Annotated in this window: 20 protein-coding genes; 15 read left to right on the top strand and 5 right to left on the bottom strand. The window is 67.3% G+C overall.

What is annotated here, in order from left to right:
• The first annotated feature begins 10 nt into the window (after window positions 1-10).
• The 4 genes from ACLJPD_RS20990 to ACLJPD_RS20975 all read left to right on the top strand — a co-directional run bounded on the left by ACLJPD_RS20990 (window position 11) and on the right by ACLJPD_RS20975 (window position 3,693).
• Complete coding sequence (locus ACLJPD_RS20990; protein WP_410874312.1) at window positions 11-664, top strand: TetR/AcrR family transcriptional regulator; 654 nt, start codon at window positions 11-13, stop codon at window positions 662-664.
• Window positions 665-670: 6 nt separating this feature from the next.
• Window positions 671-2,092, top strand: coding sequence for an adenylosuccinate lyase (purB, locus tag ACLJPD_RS20985; protein ID WP_410874311.1), 1,422 nt, complete (start codon window positions 671-673; stop codon window positions 2,090-2,092).
• Between the two features lie 82 nt (window positions 2,093-2,174).
• Entirely contained in the window at window positions 2,175-2,597 is a 423-nt protein-coding gene (locus ACLJPD_RS20980) for an HIT family protein (protein WP_410874310.1), read from the top strand.
• A 136-nt stretch (window positions 2,598-2,733) separates the two neighbouring features.
• On the top strand, window positions 2,734-3,693 hold the full coding sequence (locus ACLJPD_RS20975; RefSeq protein ID WP_410874309.1) for an alpha/beta hydrolase: 960 nt from the start codon (window positions 2,734-2,736) through the stop codon (window positions 3,691-3,693).
• A 22-nt stretch (window positions 3,694-3,715) separates the two neighbouring features.
• Here the strand turns inward: ACLJPD_RS20975 and ACLJPD_RS20970 are convergent, their stop codons facing one another.
• A complete protein-coding gene (locus ACLJPD_RS20970; protein ID WP_410874308.1) occupies window positions 3,716-4,735 on the bottom strand; it encodes a DUF2330 domain-containing protein in 1,020 nt (339 codons plus the stop codon).
• 153 nt (window positions 4,736-4,888) lie between these two features.
• Between ACLJPD_RS20970 and ACLJPD_RS20965 the strand changes: the two genes are divergently transcribed.
• Complete coding sequence (locus tag ACLJPD_RS20965) at window positions 4,889-7,036, top strand: S9 family peptidase (protein WP_410874307.1); 2,148 nt, start codon at window positions 4,889-4,891, stop codon at window positions 7,034-7,036.
• 64 nt (window positions 7,037-7,100) lie between these two features.
• On the opposite strand, the gene ACLJPD_RS20960 is transcribed toward ACLJPD_RS20965, so the two are convergent.
• Window positions 7,101-7,487, bottom strand: coding sequence for a VOC family protein (locus ACLJPD_RS20960; RefSeq protein ID WP_410874306.1), 387 nt, complete (start codon window positions 7,485-7,487; stop codon window positions 7,101-7,103).
• Between the two features lie 111 nt (window positions 7,488-7,598).
• On the opposite strand from ACLJPD_RS20960, the gene ACLJPD_RS20955 reads away from it, so the two are divergent.
• The 5 genes from ACLJPD_RS20955 (at window position 7,599) to ACLJPD_RS20935 (ending at window position 12,796) form a co-directional block, all read left to right on the top strand.
• Window positions 7,599-8,582 (top strand): Lrp/AsnC family transcriptional regulator, encoded by a 984-nt coding sequence (locus tag ACLJPD_RS20955; protein WP_410874305.1) that lies wholly within the window; start codon window positions 7,599-7,601, stop codon window positions 8,580-8,582.
• Between the two features lie 161 nt (window positions 8,583-8,743).
• Window positions 8,744-9,445 (top strand): DUF2334 domain-containing protein, encoded by a 702-nt coding sequence (locus tag ACLJPD_RS20950; RefSeq protein WP_410874304.1) that lies wholly within the window; start codon window positions 8,744-8,746, stop codon window positions 9,443-9,445.
• A 134-nt stretch (window positions 9,446-9,579) separates the two neighbouring features.
• Window positions 9,580-11,004 (top strand): APC family permease, encoded by a 1,425-nt coding sequence (locus ACLJPD_RS20945; RefSeq protein WP_410874303.1) that lies wholly within the window; start codon window positions 9,580-9,582, stop codon window positions 11,002-11,004.
• Window positions 11,001-11,438: a hypothetical protein gene (locus ACLJPD_RS20940; RefSeq protein ID WP_410874302.1), complete on the top strand. Its 438-nt coding sequence runs from the start codon at window positions 11,001-11,003 to the stop codon at window positions 11,436-11,438. The genes ACLJPD_RS20945 and ACLJPD_RS20940 overlap by 4 nt, the downstream gene beginning before the upstream one ends.
• A gap of 11 nt (window positions 11,439-11,449) precedes the next feature.
• Window positions 11,450-12,796: a dipeptidase gene (locus tag ACLJPD_RS20935; protein ID WP_410874301.1), complete on the top strand. Its 1,347-nt coding sequence runs from the start codon at window positions 11,450-11,452 to the stop codon at window positions 12,794-12,796.
• Here ACLJPD_RS20935 and ACLJPD_RS20930 read toward each other — a convergent pair whose 3' ends face one another.
• Window positions 12,797-13,441: an MBL fold metallo-hydrolase gene (locus ACLJPD_RS20930; protein ID WP_410874300.1), complete on the bottom strand. Its 645-nt coding sequence runs from the start codon at window positions 13,439-13,441 to the stop codon at window positions 12,797-12,799.
• A gap of 97 nt (window positions 13,442-13,538) precedes the next feature.
• On the opposite strand from ACLJPD_RS20930, the gene purS reads away from it, so the two are divergent.
• Both purS and purQ read left to right on the top strand, forming a co-directional pair.
• Entirely contained in the window at window positions 13,539-13,775 is a 237-nt protein-coding gene (gene purS, locus ACLJPD_RS20925) for a phosphoribosylformylglycinamidine synthase subunit PurS (RefSeq protein ID WP_056818769.1), read from the top strand.
• A gap of 76 nt (window positions 13,776-13,851) precedes the next feature.
• Window positions 13,852-14,529 carry a phosphoribosylformylglycinamidine synthase subunit PurQ gene (gene purQ / locus ACLJPD_RS20920; RefSeq protein ID WP_410874299.1) on the top strand — a complete coding sequence of 226 codons (678 nt, stop codon included), beginning with the start codon at window positions 13,852-13,854 and terminating at the stop codon, window positions 14,527-14,529.
• Between the two features lie 15 nt (window positions 14,530-14,544).
• Here the strand turns inward: purQ and ACLJPD_RS20915 are convergent, their stop codons facing one another.
• Window positions 14,545-15,618 (bottom strand): substrate-binding domain-containing protein, encoded by a 1,074-nt coding sequence (locus tag ACLJPD_RS20915; protein WP_410874298.1) that lies wholly within the window; start codon window positions 15,616-15,618, stop codon window positions 14,545-14,547.
• Window positions 15,619-15,679: 61 nt separating this feature from the next.
• Between ACLJPD_RS20915 and ACLJPD_RS20910 the strand changes: the two genes are divergently transcribed.
• Together ACLJPD_RS20910 and ACLJPD_RS20905 are read left to right on the top strand one after the other, a co-directional pair.
• Window positions 15,680-16,117 (top strand): MarR family winged helix-turn-helix transcriptional regulator, encoded by a 438-nt coding sequence (locus ACLJPD_RS20910; RefSeq protein WP_410874297.1) that lies wholly within the window; start codon window positions 15,680-15,682, stop codon window positions 16,115-16,117.
• Window positions 16,118-16,179: 62 nt separating this feature from the next.
• Window positions 16,180-17,472, top strand: a complete 1,293-nt coding sequence (locus ACLJPD_RS20905; RefSeq protein ID WP_410874296.1) for a M18 family aminopeptidase — start codon at window positions 16,180-16,182, stop codon at window positions 17,470-17,472.
• Here the strand turns inward: ACLJPD_RS20905 and ACLJPD_RS20900 are convergent.
• Window positions 17,469-18,755 carry a glycosyltransferase 87 family protein gene (locus ACLJPD_RS20900; protein WP_410874295.1) on the bottom strand — a complete coding sequence of 429 codons (1,287 nt, stop codon included), beginning with the start codon at window positions 18,753-18,755 and terminating at the stop codon, window positions 17,469-17,471. The two genes, ACLJPD_RS20905 and ACLJPD_RS20900, sit on opposite strands and share 4 nt — an antisense overlap.
• A 162-nt stretch (window positions 18,756-18,917) precedes the next feature.
• Between ACLJPD_RS20900 and purL the strand changes: the two genes are divergently transcribed.
• Entirely contained in the window at window positions 18,918-21,212 is a 2,295-nt protein-coding gene (gene purL / locus ACLJPD_RS20895) for a phosphoribosylformylglycinamidine synthase subunit PurL (RefSeq protein WP_410874294.1), read from the top strand.
• Window positions 21,213-21,330 lie beyond the last annotated feature (118 nt).

Below are 21,330 nucleotides of genomic sequence, written 5' to 3'. Positions count from 1 at the left end.
CTGCTGCACGGTGACCACCGCAACGACTCCGAAAGGCGAACGACGTCGACAGGCTCTGGTGGCGGCGGCGGCCGAGCTGTTGCTCGAGGGCGGATTCGACGCCGTACGACATCGTTCGGTGGCTTCGCGAGCCGATCTTCCGCTGGCGTCGACCACCTACTATTTCGCATCACTGGAAGATCTGATCGCCCACGCCGTGGAGTTCAGCGGCGCGATCGAACTCGACGCGATGCGCCGTCGGGTCGGTGAGGTCAGCCATCGCAGGCGCGGCTCCGAGGCGACGGTCGAGCTGCTGCTCGATGTGCTCGTCGGCCCCGACGACGGCGACCTCGACGCCCGCGGCCAACTCATCGCCCGTTACGAGCGTTCCGTGGCGTCGGCCCGCCATCCCGAGTTACGTGAGGTCCAGCTCCGACTACGCACCCAGCTCGAAGACCTGCTCGCCGACGTGCTGCGCCGCTCCGACCGAGTGGTGCGCCCCGAGCAGTTACGCAGGATGGTGGCCGTCGTCGACGGTGCGGTGGTCGCCGCGCTGATCGAAGGCCACCCGGAACCGCGCCGACCCGCCAGGGCCGGTCTGCTCGAAATGATCGACATCGTCGCCCCGCCCGTGGTCCCGAACATGATGCCCTCCCAGGCCGAACGGGTGCGGCAATTAGACTGAAGTCTCGTGAGCCTCGTCCCGAATGTCCTCGCCACCCGATACGCCAGCCCGGAGCTCGTCGCGCTCTGGTCGCCCGAGAACAAGATCGTGCTCGAGCGCAGGCTGTGGCTGGAGGTGCTGCGTGCGCAGGCCGAACTCGGAATCGAAGTCCCCGCTGGGGTTGTCGACGATTACGAACGCGTCATCGACCAGGTGGACCTGGCCTCGATCGCCGAGCGTGAGCGGGTCACCCGCCACGATGTGAAGGCGCGCATCGAGGAGTTCAACGCGCTCGCCGGGCACGAACACGTGCACAAGGGCATGACCAGCCGCGACCTCACCGAGAACGTCGAGCAGCTGCAGATCCGGCTCTCGCTCGAGCACGTCTACCGCCACGGCATCGCCATCGCGGCGCGGTTGGCCGAGCGGGCCGCCGAGTACCAGACGCTGGTGATGGCGGGGCGCTCGCACAATGTCGCCGCGCAGGCCACCACGCTGGGCAAGCGCTTCGCCTCCGCCGCCGACGAGATGCTGGTGGGCCTGGCCCGAATGCGCGATCTGATCGACCGCTACCCGCTGCGCGGGATCAAGGGCCCGATGGGCACCGCCCAGGACATGCTCGACCTGCTCGACGGTGACGCGAACAAACTCGCCGCCCTCGAACAGCAGGTGGCCACGCATCTCGGCTTCGCGAACGTGTTCACCAGCGTGGGTCAGGTGTACCCGCGCTCGCTCGATCACGATGTGCTGTCCGCGCTGGTGCAGCTGGGTGCCGGGCCGTCGTCGTTCGCGCACACGATTCGGCTGATGGCCGGGCACGAGCTGGTCACCGAGGGTTTCCAGCCGGGCCAGGTCGGGTCGTCGGCGATGCCGCACAAGATGAACACGCGCTCGTGCGAGCGGGTGAACGGCCTGCAGGTGATCCTGCGCGGCTACGGCTCGATGGCCGCCGAGCTGGCGGGCGCGCAGTGGAACGAGGGCGACGTGTTCTGCTCGGTGGTGCGCCGCGTCGCGCTACCGGACGCGTTCTTCGCCATCGACGGGCAGATGGAGACCTTCCTGACCGTGCTCGCCGAGTTCGGCGCCTACCCGGCGGTGGTCTCGCGTGAGCTCGACCGGTACCTGCCGTTCCTGGCGACCACCCGCATCCTGATGGCGGCGGTGCGCGCGGGCGTCGGCCGCGAGACCGCGCACGAGGTCATCAAGGAGCACGCGGTGGCGGTGGCGCTGGCCATGCGCGAGCAGGGTCGCGAACCTGATCTGCTGGATCGGCTCGCCGCCGACGAGCGGATGCCGCTCGACCGTGCGGGGCTGGACGCGGCGCTGGCCGACAAGGCCGCGTTCATCGGTGCGGCTGCGGACCAGGTCTCCGAGGTCGTCGCTCAGGTGCAGAAGCTGGTCGAGGCGAATCCGGAAGCGGCGCGCTACACGCCGGCGCCGATTCTGTAGAACCATGCGAATCAGCCCGCCACTGCCGCCTTTTCGGCGCCGGTGGCGGGCTTTCACGCGTCGAGGTCGATACCGTGTGCGGGTGAATCCGTACACGATCTTCGCCGACATCATCGCCGGGGCCGCCCCGTCCTCGAAGGTTTACGAGGACGACGAAGTTTTCGCCTTCATGGACATTCGTCCTGTGACGCCGGGGCACGTACTGGTGGTGCCCAAGGTGCCCGCACCGAGCCTGGCCGATCTCGATCCCGCGTTGGGCGGCAAGCTCTTTCAGGTCGGGCAGCGGATCGCCGCCGCGTTGCGCGGCAGTGAAGTGGCGGCCGACGGGGTGAATTTCTTTCTCGCCGACGGGGTGACGGCCGGGCAGGAGGTCTTCCATGTGCATCTGCATGTGATCCCGCGAACGCCCGGTGACGGCTTCGGCCTGCGTGCGCGGCCGACGTCCCCGGCGCGGGCGGATCTCGACTACCTGGCCGGTTCGATCCGAGGCGCCCTCACCCGCTGACCCCGAATTCCGGCGAAGCGGTCATTGCAAACCAGCAAGTTTGCTGAAGAAACGCCCGAAACTCCGAATGCTTCCACTTCGTTCACCCGTGGGTTACTTTGGACTGTCATTGGCATGCGGTTATGGAGGGTAGATCGTGCGTCGTACAGGTGTTGCTGCTGCAGTGCTGGCAATTGCTCTCGGTGTGCTCGGACCGGCGGTGGTTCACCCCGCTACGGTGTCCGCCGCACAGATCATCGGCGTCCACGAACTGACTCCGCACCGGACGGCCATCACCGTCGCCTCGCCCGCGATGGGCCGCAATGTCGATCTCCAGGTGCTGCACCCCGCGGGCGGTGGCTCGCGCGGCACGTACTACCTGCTCGACGGGCTCGACCCGGGCATCGGCCAGAGCACCTGGACCAACGCCACCGACGCCGAAGCCTTCTTCCGCGGCAAGCACGTCAACGTGGTGCTGCCGATGGGTGGCCAGGCCAGCTACTACACCGACTGGATCGCCGACGATCCGCGTTTCGGCCGGTACAAGTGGGAAACGTTCCTCACCCAGGAACTGCCGGGCCTGATCGACGGGCACTTCGACGGCAACGGCCTGAACGGCATCGGCGGGCTGTCGATGGGCGGCAACGCGGCCTACATCCTGGCCGCCCGCCACCCCGGCCTCTACCGCGCCGTCGCCGGTTACAGCGCGTGCCCGGACATCGCGATGGCGGCAGGCGCGATGATGTTCTCGATCGTCAACCGTGGCGGCAATCCCGCCAACATGTGGGGTGCGCCCGGCAGCCCCGAGTGGGCCGCGCACGACCCGGCTCTGATGATCGATGGGCTGCGCGGCAAGGCGCTGTACCTGTCCACCGGCACCGGCATCCCCGGCCCGCACGAGGCCGAACTCAAGCCGACGCTGGCCGAGAACATCTTCCTCGGCGGACCCATCGAACTCGGCGTGAACACCTGCATGGTGTCCTTCGACCAGCGCCTGCGTGCCGCGGGCATCGGCGCGAAGATCGATTACCACCCGGTGGGCACGCACTCCTGGTCCTATTGGCAGGACGCGCTGCATCACTCGTGGCCGGTGATCGGTCCCGCGCTCGGGGCCTGAGAGTCCGCACTGCCCGGGTCGGTTACTGCGCTGACCGGCGGCGCAGGGTCGCGCCCGCGATCACGCCGACCAGCGAGAGTCCGGCGACGATCAGTACGTAACCCGCGGGCAGGCCGAGGATTTCGACGTATTCCTTGCTCACCACGCGGTCGCGCACGGGGACGTCCTCGGCGGCGGGGCCGAGGAGGAAATCGCTGGTGATCGTCGTGGGGTCGGGGATGTAGATCGAGAGTTCGGTGAGGTAGTTGTCGCCCGCGGCAAGCGCTTTGAGGTCCGGGTTGCTGGGTTCGCTGACGGGAGAGGCGAATTCGGTGGTGATGGTGTGGGGTTGCGTGTCGGCATCGACGCGTGTCATTCGGTGGTCACCGAAGACGTAGAGATGCACCGATTGCGGTGTGGTCGCGGCGGCCGACATGCGCATCGGGTAGACGAAGCGGTCGGAGTCGAAGGTGAGACGGACCGGGTCCAGGGCGCCGGAGAGCGGCTTCGCGCTGGTGAGGCGCATGGCAACGAAGGACCAGCCCTCGCGGAGATAGGGGTCTAGGGTGGCGCTCACCTCTGGTCGGAGGTGATAACCGTTGGTGTCCAACCACTCTCGGATGCCGGTGAGATCACCGCCACGCAAGGTGGTTGCCTCGAGCGGGCCCAACTGCACCTGACCGAGCACATCGGGGCCGGAACCCGGCGCGGCACCGGAGGTTTCGCCGCCCAGCGAACCGCTGCCGAACCAGTCGTATTCGGTGACCCGCTCGGGCGCGGTCATGCGCGACAGCTCGCTGAACGAGTCCGAATTCCCGGCTGAGACCGTCGCGGGGGTCGGCGTCGGCACGATCAGCGCCGCGTCGTCGCCGGCGAACTGCATGCCCAACCGCATCAGCACGGTCTCGCGTCGTCCGTCCCAGCCGAGGACCGCTGTCTCGCTGTTCACCCGCGCCGAACTGTCCCCGCTGACGACACCACCGCACGCACACGCGTTCGCCGACATCACCGCCCCGGATCCGGCCGCCAGCACCAGCCCGGCCGTCACAACCAACGATCGCATCGCGTACCGCATCCCCATGCGGTCAGGTTACGCAGGAACGGCCGCCGGTAGATGCGCGGAAATACTCAGTCGTCCGGTGCGCTGCCGGCGTGCGCACACTGCCCGCGGCCGAGTTGGCGGGCCCGGTGGCAGCGGTGCGGCTACGGTGGACGGATGGCTGGCGAGAATGAGACTGTGTCGGCGCCGATCGCGAAGAGGGCGCCCTTCGAGCGGGTCCACCACGGTGACACGTTCGTCGACGACTACGAGTGGCTGCGGGACAAGGAAGATCCCCAGGTCATCGCGTATCTGGAGGCGGAAAACGCCTTCACCGCGGCGCAGACCGACCAGTTGCAGCCCCTGCGGGACAAGATCTTCGACGAGATCAAGGCCAGGACGCAGGAGACCGACCTCTCGGTGCCGACGCGACTGGGCGACTACTGGTACTACTCGCGCAGTTTCGAGGGCAAACAGTACGGCGTGCACTGCCGCTGTCCCGTCGACGCGAACGCCGAGGGCATCGACGCGTGGACGCCGCCGCAGCTGGAGGTGGGCTCGGCGATCGAGGGCGAGCAGGTGCTGCTCGACAGCAATATCCTCGCCGAGGGCCTTGACTTCTTCGCGCTCGGCGCGTTCTCGCTGAGCCACGACGGCAACCTGCTGGCCTACTCGGTCGACAGCTCCGGCGACGAGCGCTACACGCTGCGGATCAAGGACCTGCGCACCGGTGAGCTGCTGCCCGACGAGGTGGCGGGCGCGGCGCCGGGGGCGACCTGGTCGCTGGACAGCACGCACATCTTCTATCAGACGGTCGACGAGTCGTGGCGGCCCGACACCGTGTGGCGCCACCGCGTCGGCACCGGCTCCGACGCCGACGTGACAGTGTTCCACGAGCCCGACGAGCGCTACTGGGTGAGCGTCGGCGCGACCCGCTCCGAGAAGTATCTGATGGTGTGGCTCGGTTCCAAGATCACCACCGAGGGTTGGGTGCTGGAATCGGACAACCCCGAGGGCGAGTTCCGGGTGCTGCTGCCGCGTCGCGAAGGCGTGGAGTACTCGGCCGAGCACGCGGTGATCGCGGGCGAGGACAAGTTCCTTATCCTGCACAACGATGTGGTCGACGGGGTGAAGGCGGAGAATTTCGTCCTCGCCGTCGCACCCGCCACTGATCCGTCGGACATGACGGTGCTCGTCGGGCATCGCGAGGACGTGCGGCTCGAGGACATCGACGCCTTCGCCAACCACCTGGTGCTCAGCTACCGGCGCGACGCGCTGCCGCGCCTGTCGGTGTGGCCGCTCACGCCGGAAGGCTTCGGCGAACTGACCGAGCTCGACTTCGGCCTCGAATTGTTCTCCGCCGGTGCCGGTTCGAGCCCGGAGTGGGAGCAGCCGACGCTGCGAGTCGGGGTCACCTCGTTCATCACGCCGATGCAGGTGTTCGACTACGTGCCCGCGACCGGCGAGCTGCTGCTGCGCAAGGAGCAGCCGGTGCTCGGCGGCTACGACGCGAACGACTATGAGCAGCACCGTGATTGGGCCATCGCCGCAGACGGCACCCGGATTCCGATCTCGATCATCAAGCGCAGCGGACTGCCCGACGGCCCGAAACCCCTGCTGCTCTACGGATATGGCTCCTACGAGGCCAGTATCGATCCGTCGTTCTCGGTGTCGCGGTTGTCGCTGCTCGATCGCGGCATGGTGTTCGCGGTGGCGCATGTGCGCGGCGGCGGCGAGATGGGCAGGCTCTGGTACGAGCACGGCAAGACGCTGTTGAAGAAGAACACCTTCACCGACTTCGTCTCCTGTGCGAGCCATCTCATCGACTCCGGCGCGACCGCACCCGACCGCCTGATCGCCGACGGCGGCAGTGCGGGCGGGCTCCTGATGGGCGCCGTCGCCAACCTGGCCCCCGAACTGTTCACCGGCATCCTCGCCAACGTGCCCTTCGTCGACCCCCTCACCTCCATCCTCGACCCGTCGCTCCCGCTGACGGTGATCGAATGGGACGAGTGGGGAAATCCCTTGGCCGACAAGGACGTCTACGACTACATGAAGTCGTACTCGCCCTACGAGAACGTCGAAGCCAAGGACTACCCCGCCATCCTGGCGATCACCAGCCTCAACGACACCCGCGTCCTCTACGTGGAACCGGCCAAGTGGGTCGCCAAACTGCGCGCCACCAAGACCGGCGACAACGAGGTCCTGCTCAAAACGGAGATGACCGCAGGTCACGGTGGCGTGAGCGGGCGCTACGAGAAGTGGAAGGAAGTCGGCTTCGAGTACGCGTGGGTCCTCGACCGGGTCGGTCTCGCGGACGCCTGATCGTGACGGGTGGGCCCTGGCCATGTACAGCCAGGGCCCATTTCTTGTGTCAGGGCGGCGGTGTTCAGGATTCGGCGGCGACGGCCTCGGCGGACTCGCGCATGGTGTCCACGTCGAGCTGCTGGATCTGCACCACCACACCGTCGGGGTCGGTCACGCGCAGGCTGCGGCCGAAGTCCTCATTGTGCAGGGACGGCGCGTAACCGTCTCGGGTGAGGCGCTCGGCGATGGCCTCGAGCGGTTCGTCGGTGGCGAGGTTCAGCTCCGTGGTGCCTGGCGGGCGGCCCTTGGACACCGCGGCGTCATGGATGCCGAGCGCGCCGGCATTCGCGTCGAGGTGCGCCCACACCGCGACACTGAGCTCGGGGCGGAAGGTCAGGCCGAGGCCCGAGTAGAACGCGCGGGTGGCTTCGACATCGGCGACGTAGCGGATGGGCAGAACGGTCAACATCTGGTGGCTCCTTCAGGTGGCGGACTGACCCAGCATCGGCGCGCAGGTGCTGTGACGGCCGCTAAGCTCGAAGCAGGTTTTCGGAATCCGACATGGGGGCAGTTCGCAGCGATGGAATCCGTCGATCTCGACGAACTCGACCGGCGGCTGATCCACGCCCTGCAACTCGACGGGCGTGCGCCGTTCCGGCGGATGGCCGAGGTGCTCGGTGTTTCCGAGCGCACGGTCGCGCGGCGGTATCAGCGGCTGCGGTCACATCTCGTGCTTCGAGTGGTCGGCCGGGTGAACAGCGCGCGCGTGGGGCTGGTCGACGCGGTGGTGTTGATCCGGTGCGCGCCGGGCGCCGACGAACAACTCGCCGCCGCGCTGGCTCGGCGGCCCGACACCTCCTGGGTGGCGCTGCTGGCCGGTGGCGCCGAGCTGACCTGCATGTTCGCCACGCCGGCCGGAACCGATCTCGCCGCGGGGCTGGCCCGGTTACCCGGCGTGCGCGATCTGACCGTGAGCACGATCCTGCGGTTCATCGCGGGTACCGAGGGCTGGGCTGTTCGCACGAACGCCCTGACCGCCGACGAGATGCTGACACTGGCCACGTCGAATGCGGAACCGGCTGTGCCGATACCGAATTGGACCGAACAAGACGCGCGCCTCGCAGCCGAGCTTGGTGCCGACGGACGCGCCGAACTGCACCGTCTCGCGGCCACCACCGGTTGGTCGGAACCGACGGTGCGCCGCCGACTCGCGACCTGGCGTGCGGCGGGCGTACTCGAGTTCGAGGTCGAGATCGACCCCGCGCTGTTCGGCTACCGCGAGGAGGCGCTGGTCTGGCTCGCGGTCGCGCCCGCTGGTCTGGCCGAGGTAGTCGGCGTGCTCCGTGAGCATCCGGGTGTCGCCTTCGCGGCCACCACCACGGGTTCCTGGTCGGTGTTCGCGATCGTCGAACTCCAGGTGGTCGGCGACCTGCACGACTTCGTCACCATCGACCTCGCCGCGCTCCCCGCGGTGACCCGCATCGAGACGAATCTGATCCGCCGCCGTACCAAACGCGCTGGGCCGCTGACCGTTTCCGCTGCGGTGTCGGGCCGTTGGCGCTGAGTCCTGCTCGAACCGTCCGCGGACCGGTCGATGGCAGGTGACTTCTGTGTGTGGTGCGGGTACGACTGCACCGGTGGTGGTGGTGAGGAGTGCGCCGAAATTCGTCCGGGCGTCATCGGTGCAGCACGCGGGTGTCACCTCGGGCTGTCACCGTGGGGTGTATGAACGCTGAGTTGATCGTTTCGGTGTCGGGGATCCGGGATACGACTCGCGATGCCGCGATCGAGTTCGCCGGGGAGATGGACGCTCGGGGGGTGCGGTTGTCGTTGCTGGTGGCGCCGCGGTTGAAGGGCAAGTACCGGCTGGTCGACGATCCGGCCACGCAGTCGTGGTTGCGGGGGCGACGGCTCGAGGGCGATGCGATCGTGCTGCACGGGTACGACCAGGCGGCGACCAAGGCTCGGCGGGCGGAGTTCGCCGATCTGCCGAGGCACGAGGCCACGTTGCGGCTAAAGGCCGCTGATCGGGTGATGGAGCGGGTGGAACTGCGCACCCGGCTGTTCGCCGCGCCGCGCTGGGATGCCTCGACCGGTGCGCTTGCCGCGTTGCCCGATGTGGGGTTTCGGATGGCGTTCGGGCTCACCAGCATGCTCGACCTGGAACGTGATGTGGCCCAGCGTGCTCGGGTGTACGGGATCGGCGAGGGGTTCCGTGCGGAGCCGTGGTGGTGCCGGGCGCTGGTGATGGGTTCCGCGCGTATCGCCCGGCGCGGCGGGGTGCTGCGGTTGGCGGTGTCGGCGGCGCAGTTGCAGCGATCGGGTCCGCGCCAGGCGATGCTCGACGCGGTCGACCTCGCGCTCTATCACGGCGCCCGCAGCGACGTATATCGCTGGGAGCCCTACCCAGTGGTCAGAGCTGCCTGACCCGGCCACCGCCGCCGCGCGTACTGGCGATCAGCGCGCGGCGGTGGCCCCGTTACCTCCCTGCGCGATTTATCATTCATCAGTTGATCGAGTGGTTTCCGCTAGTTGTGTAGACACAGCAGGAGGCAGCGCTGATGACGGGCACCGCGACGAAAGTTGCGACAACGACGAAATATATGTCCTGGCTGACATTGGCGCTGATGACCACGAGTTCGGTGGCCAGTCTGCGATCGGCGCCCACCATGGCCGTGTACGGATTGGCCTGCGTATTCCTCTATGTCATTCCCGCGATTCTGTTTCTGATGCCGACCTCGCTGGTCGCCGCGGAACTCGCGTCGGGGTGGCCGGGCGGGGTATATCAATGGGTCAGTGAGGGATTGAGCAAGCCGCTCGGATTTCTTGCCGTCTGGTGCCAGTTCGCCATGACGATCTTCTACTATCCGAGCCTGCTCGCTTATGTCGCGAGCACTTTCGCGTACATCATTCATCCGTCGCTGGCTTCCAATGGCCTCTATGTGGCGATCGTGATCATCACCGTCTATTGGGCGGGGGTGTACGTATCCTCACAAGGCACCAAAACTGTTGCCGGGCTTTCGAGTATGGGTCTGGTCATCGGCACGCTGATTCCCGGCACCTTGCTGGTCGTCCTCGGTCTGGTTTTCCTCGCACAGGGCAATCAGTCTGCGGCCCCGATGGATTCGTCACACCTGCTGCCCGCCTGGGCCGGATTGGCGAGCCTGGTGCTGATCGTGAACAACTTCCTGTCCTACGCGGGCATGGAGATGAACGCGGTGCATGTGTCGTCGCTGAAGAATCCGGCCAAGGAATTCCCGAAGGCGATGTTCCTCGCGATGGCCCTGGTGCTGGTGATCTTCATCCTGCCCGCGCTGGCGATCAGTTGGGTCGTTCCCGCGGCCAGCCTGAGTCTCACGGCGGGCGTGATGCAGGCCTTCGACGCCTTCTTCGGCCACTTCGGCGTCGGCTTCCTCACCCCGATCATCGGCATCGCGCTGGTGGCCGCCGCGCTGGGTGGCATGCTCACCTGGCTGGCCGGACCGTCGAAGGGACTGTTGCTGATCGGGCGCAGCGAGGGGTACCTGCCGCCCATCCTGACCAGGCTCAACAAGCACGGCGTGCAGCAGAACATGCTGGTGGCCCAGGGCGGGTTCACCACGCTGATCGCGCTGCTCTACGCCTTCATTCCCAATGTCTCCAGCGCGTACTGGATTCTGTCGGTGATCACCACGCAGGTGTATCTGATCATGTACGTGCTGATGTTCGCCGCGGCCGCCAAGTTGCGTAAGAACGACCCGGATCACCCGCGCGGTTACCGGGCGCCCGCATTGATGGCGCTGTGCGGGCTCGGCGCCGCCTCCTCGATCGCCGCGTTCACGATCGGCTTCGTGCCGCCTTCGCAATTCGGGGCGGGGAGTCCGTGGGTGTATGTGCTCATCGTGGGCGGTGGCATGGGCATCGTCGGCCTGCTGATTCCGTACCTGTTCTACCGAAGCCGCAGGGACAGTTGGAAACTCGACATACCGGAAGGGCAGAAGGCATGACAACCGGAGATGCCCCCGACCACAAACGCCGCTGGATCTATATCACGACCGGTGTGCTGCTCGTGGTGTTCGCCCTGATCGGGCTTTTCACCTTCACCGCGATACACGAGAACACCCAGTCCGCAGCGAAAGCCGAAGAGCTGCACAATAATTTGGTCGATGCTGGGCTGCCCGCGCCGGAGGCGAGCGTGATCGCCAATGCGCTCGGTGATGACGGCGGGTCGGTCTGCCAGGACCCCAGTTCGCCGATGATCAGGGCGAAATATCAGGCCTCGATCACCAACGGTGCGGCGGGGCCGGGCCAGCGCCCAGTAATCGGCCCGCGCGCCACCACCGAGGCAGTGGCGCTCACGATCGCCACGTACTGCCCGGATCGCCTGCAGGACTACCTTTCTCATCTCGACACCCTGAAGCTGGACGACACGACGAAGTGAGGCGCGAAGAGATGACCGACGATGTGACGGCGCTGCGCGGCAAGGTATCCGGCCTGATGGGCCAGGCGAAAAAGGATCTGACCCAGCTTGTTTCGTTCAAATCCGTCGCCGACCCGCGCCAGTTCCCGCCGGAGGGATGCGAGCAGACCGCGCAGTGGGTGGCCGATGCGTTCGCCGCGGCGGGGCTGACCGAGGTCGGTCTGCACGAGACGCCCGACGGCAGTAAGGCCGTGATCGCGTCGAAGCCGGGACCGCCCGGCACGCCGACGGTGCTGCTGTACTGCCACTACGACGTGCAGCCCCCACTCGGCGACGACGCCTGGCACACACCGGTGTGGACGCTGACCGACAAGGACGGCCGCTGGTACGGGCGCGGGGCGGCCGACTGCAAGGGCAATATCGTCACGCATCTGACCGCCCTGCGCGCGATCGGGCCCGACTTCCCGATCGGGATCAAGGTGGTGGCGGAGGGTTCGGAGGAACAGGGCACCGGCGGCCTGGAGAAGTTCGTTGTCGCCAATCCCGAACTGCTGCGAGCTGATGCGATCCTGGTCGCCGACTGCGGCAACTTCGCCGTCGGCGTGCCGACGTTCACCCAGACCCTGCGCGGGATGGTGAATGTGGTGCTGACGGTGAAAACCCTGGAAGGGCCGATGCATTCGGGGATGTTCGGTGGTCCGGCGCCGGACGCGCTCGCCGCGATGATCAGGCTGCTGTCGTCGTTGCGCGATGCCGAGGGCAACACCACGATCGACGGACTCACCGACGACCAGCAGTGGACCGGTGCGCAGTATCCGTCGGCGGACTTCCGCGCCGACGCGGGTGTGCTCGACGGTGTCGACCTGCTCGGCAGCGGCACCGTCTCCGACATGGTGTGGGCGCGGCCCGCCCTGACCGTGCTCGGCATGGACGTGCCCGCCGTGGTGGGGTCGTCGGCGGCGATCCAGCCGAGCACCAGGGCCAGGCTCAACCTGCGCATCCCGCCGGGCACCGAGCCCAAGCAGGCCTGTGACCTGCTGGAGAAGCACCTGCGCGCGCATGTGCCGTGGAACGCCGAGCTCGATATCGAGGTCGAGGCGCTCGGCGAACCGTTCGTCGCGTCCACCGAGGGGCCCGCCCGGTCGGCGATGGAACAGGCGATGGCGACCGCTTACGGCCGCGACGTGACCACCGAGGGGCAGGGCGGCTCGATCCCGCTGTGCAATGTTTTCGCCGACACCTACCCGAAGGCCGAGATCATGCTGATCGGCGTCGAAGAGCCGAAATGTCTTATCCACGCACCCAACGAGAGCGTCGACCCGAGTGAGATCGAGCATATGGCCCTGGCCGAGGCGTTGTTCCTGACCAACTACCGCTGATCAGAACTGGCCCTGGTCCTCGGGTTCGATAACGCGGAACTCGGTTCCGGCTGGGGCCATTTCGGTCAGCCTGCCGAAGTAGATGCCGCGGGCCGACGGGTCGATGATGCCGTGGTGGATGGGCACCGCGGTGCGGGGATTGACCGCGCGCAGGTAGTCGACGGTGTCCCAGATGCGCATCCACGGGGCGACGGCGGGGATGGCGAGCACGCCGACCGGGACCGGCGGCACCCACAGCGAGTCGCCGGGGTGGACCAACTGGGCGGGGTCGGCCGCGGTGCCGAGCTGGAAGACGGTGTTGTCGACCACCGGGATCTCCGGGTGGATCACCGCGTGCCTGCCACCACCGCCGGTGATCTGTAACTCGCCGATATCGAGCACCTGACCAGCCGACACCGGCTCCCAGCCCTCGCTGCGCTGCTGCGCGGTCTGCGGGTCGGACAGCAGGCGGGCGGCGGGATTGTTCTCGATGAGGGCACCGATTCGGTTCGGGTCGATGTGGTCGGGGTGCTGGTGGGTCACCGCGATCGCGTCCAAGCCGGTGATGCCATCGAACCCGTGCGCGAAGGTGCCGGGGTCGAACAGCACTTTCACACCGTGCAGTTCCACGAGGATGCAGGAATGACCGAAGTGGGCGATGCGCATACCCGATGCTAAGCCGCCGCGACCCCGGAACGCGGGCACGACGGCCCGGTCAACTAAGATTTCCGAGGTAACCCCCACACCACTTGAGGAGCAACGCGTGGCACGAGTCGTGGTCGAGGTCATGCCGAAGGCCGAGATTCTGGACCCCCAGGGACAGGCCGTGGTCGGCGCCCTCCCGCGTCTGGGGTTCGCCGGAATCTCGGACGTGCGGCAGGGCAAGCGATTCGAGCTCGAGGTGGACGACAGTGTGTCGGACGCCCAGCTCGAGCAGATCGCCGAGGCGCTGCTGGCGAACACGGTGATCGAGGACTGGAAGGTTGTTCGGGTCTCATGAGGGAGCGTAGCGAGCTCACAATAAGCACAGCCGCCCACGCGGTCATGCCGGAGCCGAGCGCCAGCGAGGCGGAGGCGTGAGCGCGCGTATCGGCGTTATTACTTTTCCCGGGACGCTCGATGATGTCGACGCGGCTCGGGCGGTTCGGTTGGCCGGCGCCGAGGCTGTGAGCCTGTGGCATGCCGATGCCGATATCAAAGGTGTCGACGCGGTAATCGTGCCCGGCGGGTTCTCCTACGGGGACTACCTGCGGGCCGGCGCTATCGCACGGTTCGCGCCGGTGATGGGCGAGGTTGTTCGGGCGGCCGGGCAGGGTCTGCCGGTGCTCGGTATCTGCAACGGATTCCAGGTGCTGTGTGAGGCCGGGCTGCTGCCGGGTGCGCTGACTCGTAACGAGGGGCTGCACTTCATCTGCCGGGACGAGTGGTTGACGGTCGAGGCGACCGATACCGCCTGGAGCTCGCGGTACGAGTCGGGTGCCCAGATTCTCGTTCCGCTGAAGTCGGGCGAGGGACGGTTCCAGGCGTCGGAGCAGGTCCTGGACGAGCTCGAAGGCGAAGGTCGCGTGGTCTTCCGGTACGCGGGCGACAACCCGAACGGTTCGCAGCGCGGAATCGCCGGGATCTCCTCGGCCAACGGGCGGGTCGTCGGCCTGATGCCGCACCCCGAGCACGCCACCGAGGCATTGACCGGACCCAGCGACGACGGTCTCGGCATTTTCTTCTCGGTGATCGACAGTTTCGTCAAGGCCTGACAGACCCGCTCGGCACTAGAGACTGTCGATGAGGTCGAAGTCGACCCCGTTCGCCTGTGCCAGGTGGGCGGGGCCGACTGCTTGATTGCCGAGAAATCCCCGGCGAGTGGCTGGTCCGTCCAGTACCAGGCCGGGTTCCACCGCGGCGGTGATGGTCTCCACGTCGAGGGTGCCGGTCGTGTCGGCCAGGGTGTTCAGCAGGTGGATCGCTTCGTAGGTGGAGTTGCTGAACGTTGTCAGCGCCGGGGCGAATCGGCCCTGGTGCTCGCGATAGCGGGCCCGGCGGGATCGGCCTTCGTTGGTGTGGTTGTCGATGAAGAAGCTCGACGCCACGTAGAGGTTGGTGTTCGCCGACGGGCCCGCGCTGAGCAGTACGTTCTCGTCGACCGCGGGGCTGAGGCGGGGCATCACGGCGGGCAGGCCGGTGGCGGTGAACTGGCGGTTGAAGCGGGCGGTGTCGGCGCCGACCATGAGGATCAGGACCGCGTCGGCCAGCAGGAGCGCGGGGTTTTCCAGGAAATTCCCGAAATCGGTGGTGCCGAGGGGGACGTACTGCTCGACGATGATGTCGTACGGGTTCGGCAGGGACCGGCGTAAGGCGTGAGCTGTTCGGCGGGGCCAGATGTAGTCGTTGCCGATGACGGCCCAGCGGCGCACGCCGAGTTCGCGGGCCATCCAGGCCGCCGCGGGCACTGTCTGGTGGTCGGGATGTTCGCCTACCAGCAGGACGCCGGGGCGTTCGTCGGGCAGGCCCTCGTGGTCGGTGGCGTAGAGGTAGGGGACGCGGGCGTCGACGGCGTCGGCGACTGCCCGGCGCACCGCCGAGGTGTGCCAGCCGGTGATCGCGCCGACCATTCCGGTGGCCAGAAAGGCCGCCACCTCGGCGGCTACCTCTTGTGGTTCGCGGCCGCCGTCGATGGTGGTGAGCCGGATTTCGCGGCCGAGAATTCCTGTGCCGCTATTGATTTCGTCCACGGCCAGCGAAATCGAGGCGGTGCACGAAGGCGCGATGATGCCACCGGGACCCTGTATGGGGACGATCGAGAGAATCTCGATCGTTTCATCCCGACTCGGGCCGAAATTATGCACTCTGTACTCTATCGCCTTACGCGAACAGCAACGTTCGAATGATTTTCTCGGCAGGTGGAGTATGCGATCCGTGTCCATCATCAGTGGGTATTCCACGCTGCACTGCGCACTGCGCTCGGCGGAACGCAATTGGGTGTGTCGGCTCGAATCGGCGTTGACGGCCGACAATCTCACGGCCGACCACTGGGCGATCCTGTCGCAGTTGTCCACCGACGACGGGATGACGATGTCGGAACTGGCCGCCCAAGCGCGGCTCGCGCCCTCCTCGGCCACCCGACATGCGGACAACCTGGCCGAACGCGGGCTGATCTTCCGGGTCGCCGCCACCGATGACCGTCGACGGATCCTGATCGGACTGAGCAGTCTCGGCGCGAAACTGGTCGCCAGGATCCGCGCGCAGGAAAAGCTCGCCGAAGAGGAACTGCGGTCCCAGCTCGGGATTCGCCGGTACGGCGAATTACTGGCCGCGCTCGCGGTGATCGCCGAACGCGAGGACTGATCCGAGCGGGCAGTATTCCGGGGCGGGGTGCCCGGGCACGGTGTCGTGCCTAGGATCGCAGGATGCCGGTTTCCTTGACAGCGGCCACGGCCAGCGGTTTGTGTGCCTTCATCGATGCGTCACCCTCGCCGTTCCATGTGTGTGCGACGGTGGCGGCCGAGCTGGACGGCAACGGGTTCACGCCGTTGACCGAGGCGTCGGCCTGGGACGACGCGGGCGGGAAACACTATGTGGTGCGCGGTGGTTCGCTGATCGCGTGGGCCGATTACGACGCGGTGCCCGCCGCACCGTTCCGGGTGGTCGGCGCGCACACCGACAGTCCCAACCTGCGGGTGAAGCAGCACCCTGATCTAGCGGGTGCCGGATGGCAGTTGGTCGGGCTGGAGCCGTACGGCGGGGCCTGGCTGAACTCGTGGCTCGATCGGGAGCTCGGGCTGTCGGGGCGGCTCAGTGTGCGCGAGGGCGCGCGGATGCGCGATGTGCTGGTGCGGATCGACGAACCGATCCTGCGGGTGCCGCAATTGGCGATCCACCTGTCCGAGGATCGGCGCGGGGTCACCCTCGACCCACAGCGGCACGTGAACGCGATCTGGGGGATCGGCGACGCGCCTGCCTCGTTCCTCGACTTCGTCGCCGAGCGGGCCGGGGTCGACGGTGGTGATGTGCTCGGCTGGGAACTCATGACCCATGACCTCGCGTCGAGCACGATCGTGGGTCGCGATCTGGATCTGGTGAGCGCGCCGCGGCTCGACAACCAGGGGACCTGCTACGCCGGATTGCAGGCGTTTCTCGCGGCCGCCGACGAGCCGGGGGCGGCAACGGCGGTGCTGGTGATGTTCGACCACGAGGAGGTCGGGAGTCAGTCCGATCGTGGAGCGCAATCGGATCTGCTGCCCGCCGTGCTGGAGCGGATCGTCTTGGCCCGCGGCGGCGGTCGTGCGGATTACCTTGCGGCGCTCGCCGGTTCGGTGGTCGCCTCCGGTGATATGGCGCACGCGACGCATCCGAACTATCCGGACCGGCACGAGCCCGCGCATCGCATCCAGGTCGGCGGTGGGCCGGTGCTCAAGGTGAACCAGAACCTGCGCTACGCCACCGACGCGGCGGGCGCGGGTGCGTTCGCGCTGGCGTGCGCGCAGGCCGACGTGCCGTTGCAGCGGTACGTCCACCGCGCCGACCTGCCGTGCGGCTCGACCATCGGCCCGATGACGGCAGCCAGGACGGGGATGTCGACGGTCGACGTCGGCGCTCCCCAACTCGCCATGCACTCGTGCCGCGAACTCATGGGCGCCGCCGACGTCCCCGCCTACGCCTCGGCGCTCGCGGCGTTCCTGACGCCCGAAGCGACGGACTAGGTCCTCGCGAGTTCCTGTGTGGCCGAGGACTTTCGGGCGGGGCGGTAGGTGATCACCGCGTAGACGATCACGGCGAACGTGGTCCACACGTAGCTGCTGCCGATGATCTGCTGCCACCACGCCCAGGCGAGTTCCTTGTCGCCGGAATGGGGCAGGACCCATTGCGGGCCGACGATGAACATCACCGTGAACAAGGCGATGACGGTGGTGAAGGCGCGGGAGCGGCGGCGGTACGCCAGGCTGACCACGACGACCAGCGCGGGCGCCACCCAGACCCAGTGATGCGACCACGACACCGGTGAGACCAACAACACCGCGGCCGCGTTCACCAGCAGCGCGCCGACATCGTTGCCCGCGCCGATCAGGCGGTACATCCACACCGCGGCCAGCGCGATCGTCAGCGCCGACAGCCCGATCCACAGCCCCGTCGCCAGTGATTCGTCCAGGCCGAGACGGAACAGCGTGCCCTTGATCGACTGGTTGCCCGCGAAGTAGGGCGTGCCGATGCGGCCGGTGTCGGAGACGGTGTGGAACCAGTATTCGACCGAGTCGGTCGGGAACAGCAGGAAGCCGACGCCGATGGCGCCCGCGGCCGAGACGACCATGGTGGCCGCGGCCTTCCAATCCCGGCGGAGCAGGAAATACAGCAGGAAACCGGCCGGGATCAGCTTGATCGACACCGTGATGCCGATCAGCATCCCGCGCGGCCAGAACGGCTTGCGAACGAGCACGTCGATGGTGACCGCGGCCATCAGGATCAGGTTGATCTGGCCGAAGTTGACGGTCTGGCGGACCGGCTCGAGGTACTGGGCCAGACCGAGCCCGGCGATCACCACGGTGAGCACCGCGATCCGGTCGAGTTCGGGGCGCACGCGAACCAGCACCAGCCACAGCGCGATCCCCAGGCTCGCCAGCGAGGTCGCCAGCACAACGACCTCGGCGACCACCAACGGCATCAACGCCAGCGGCACGAAGAACATCGCGGCCAGCGGCGGATAGGTGAACGGCAGACCCAGCCCGTGGACCGGCGGCATCGGGCCGTAGAGCTCGCCGCCGTCCAGCCACACCCGTGCACCGTTGCGGTAGACCTGCAGGTCGATGAACCCGTGCCACCAGTGCGCCAGCAGTGCTACGGCGGCGGAGAACACGAACAATCCGATCGCCGCGGTCAACCAGCGCCGTTGGCGGTCGGCATTCTGTTCGAGAGAAATGGCGTTCGGTTCCTTGCTCTGCGCGGGAACAGGCGGCTCGACCTGCTCGGAAACCCCCGGACTTTCGTTCACGGCGCCAGAGTAATGGGTACTCCCACTGCCCCACCGCAAGTGTGATCAGACCGAATCCGACGGTGCTGCCCCGCGTGAGGCAGTACGGGCGGCGGGCGGCTACCCCGCAACCATTAGACTCATGCCTTAAGTTCCCCCCGGCCGAAAGGACCCTGGTCTCCCGTGACACTGCAGGTCGACACCGTCGCTACCGCCGCAGCCACCCCGGATGCTCCGCAGCCGTACAAGGAACTCGGTCTCAAAGACGACGAGTACGCCCGCATCAAGGAAATTCTGGGCCGTCGGCCCACCGATGCCGAGCTGGCGATGTACTCGGTGATGTGGAGCGAACACTGCTCCTACAAGTCCTCCAAAGTTCATCTGCGCTACTTCGGTGAGACCACCACCGACGAGATGAAGGCCTCGATGCTGGCCGGGATCGGCGAGAACGCCGGCGTGGTCGACATCGGCGACGGCTGGGCTGTCACCTTCAAGGTGGAGAGCCACAACCACCCGTCCTACGTGGAGCCCTACCAGGGCGCGGCCACCGGCGTCGGCGGCATCGTGCGCGACATCATGGCCATGGGCGCGCGCCCGATCGCGGTGATGGACCAGCTGCGTTTCGGCGCCGCTGATGCCCCCGATACCCGTCGCGTGGTCGACGGTGTGGTGCGCGGCGTCGGCGGTTACGGCAACTCGCTCGGCCTGCCCAATGTCGGCGGCGAGACCGTCTTCGATGCCTCCTACCAGGGCAACCCGCTCGTCAACGCGCTGTGCGCGGGCGTGATGCGGGTGGAAGACCTGCACCTGGCCTTCGCCTCGGGCAACGGCAACCGGATCATCCTGTTCGGCGCGCGCACCGGCCTCGACGGCATCGGCGGCGTGTCCGTGCTCGCGTCGGACTCCTTCTCCGGTGACGAGTCCGGCACCGGCCGCAAGAAGCTGCCCGCCGTGCAAGTTGGCGACCCGTTCACCGAGAAGGTGCTCATCGAGTGCTGCCTCGACCTGTACGCGGCCGGGCTGGTCGTCGGCATCCAGGACCTCGGCGGCGCCGGACTGTCCTGTGCCACGTCCGAACTCGCCGCGGCGGGCGACGGCGGCATGCACATCGACCTGACGAAGGTCCCGCTGCGCGCCAAGCACATGACCCCCGCGGAGATCCTGTCGAGCGAATCGCAGGAGCGCATGTGCGCGGTGGTCACGCCCGAGAACGTGGACGCGTTCATGGCCGTGTGCAAGAAGTGGGACGTGCTGGCCACCGACATCGGTGAGGTCACCGACGGCGACCACCTCGTCATCACCTGGCACGGCGAGACCGTGGTGGACGTGCCGCCGCGCACCGTCGCCCACGACGGCCCGGTCTACGAGCGTCCCGTCCAGCGTCCCGATACCCAGGACGCGCTGATCGCCGACACCACCGCCGCCCTGAACCGGCCCAAAACCGGCGACGAGCTGCGCGAAACGCTGCTGACGATGATCGCCAGCCCGCAGCTGTGCAGCCGCCGGTGGATCACCGAGCAGTACGACCGCTACGTGCGCGGCAACACCGTGCTGGCCGAGCACGCCGACGCGGGCGTCGTCCGCATCGACGAGTCGTCGGGCCGCGGTATCGCGCTGGCGACCGACGCGTCGGGCCGCTACACCAAGCTCGACCCGTACACCGGCGCGCAGCTGGCGCTGGCCGAGGCGTTCCGCAATGTCGCCACCACCGGCGCCACCCCGAAGGCCGTCACCAACTGCCTGAACTTCGGTTCGCCCGAGGATCCGGGCGTGATGTGGCAGTTCCAGCAGGCCGTGCGCGGTCTCGCTGATGGCTGTGTGGCCCTTGGCATTCCGGTCACCGGCGGCAATGTGAGCTTCTACAACCAGACCGGCAAGGACGCCATCCTGCCCACCCCGGTGGTCGGCGTGCTCGGCGTGATCGACGATGTGCACCGCCGCATCCCGACCGGCCTCGGCCTCGAGCCGGGTGAGTCGCTGATCCTGCTCGGTGAGACCCGCGACGAGCTGGACGGCTCGATCTGGTCGCAGGTCGTCCACGATCACCTCGGTGGCGTGCCGCCGCAGGTCGACTTCGCCCGCGAGCAGTTGCTCTCGGAGGTGCTCACCTCGGGCTCGCGTGACGGCATGATCTCCGCCGCGCACGACCTGTCCGAGGGTGGTCTGGCGCAGACCGTCATCGAGGCGGCCCTGGCAGGCGAAACCGGTTGTCGCATCGTGCTTCCCGAGGGTTCGGATCCGTTCGTGCAGCTGTTCTCCGAGTCGGCAGGGCGCGTGCTCGTCGCGGTGCCGCGTTCGGAGGAGACCCGGTTCAGCAAGATGTGTGACGCGCGGCAGCTGCCGTGGGTGCGCATCGGCGTGGTGGACCAGGGTTCGGATTCGGTCGAGGTGCAGGGGCAGTTCTCCGTGACACTCGCCGAATTGCGCGAGGCATTCGAAGCCACGCTGCCTAAGCTGTTCGGAGCCCATACCGCCTGATCAACTAGAGGAGTCGAGCTTGTGACCACTCATGGTTCGACTCCTCTACCGGCAGTTCGAGACAACCTCTTCATCAGGGTAATTCACCTGGTGGAGAGGTTTTTTCATCCTGATTACA

The sequence above is a fragment of the Nocardia sp. A7 genome, from assembly GCF_046549215.1.
In the GTDB taxonomy this organism is placed as follows: domain Bacteria; phylum Actinomycetota; class Actinomycetes; order Mycobacteriales; family Mycobacteriaceae; genus Nocardia.
Note: the sequence above shows the minus strand (reverse complement) of the source record. Positions and strands in the feature narration are given on the sequence as shown.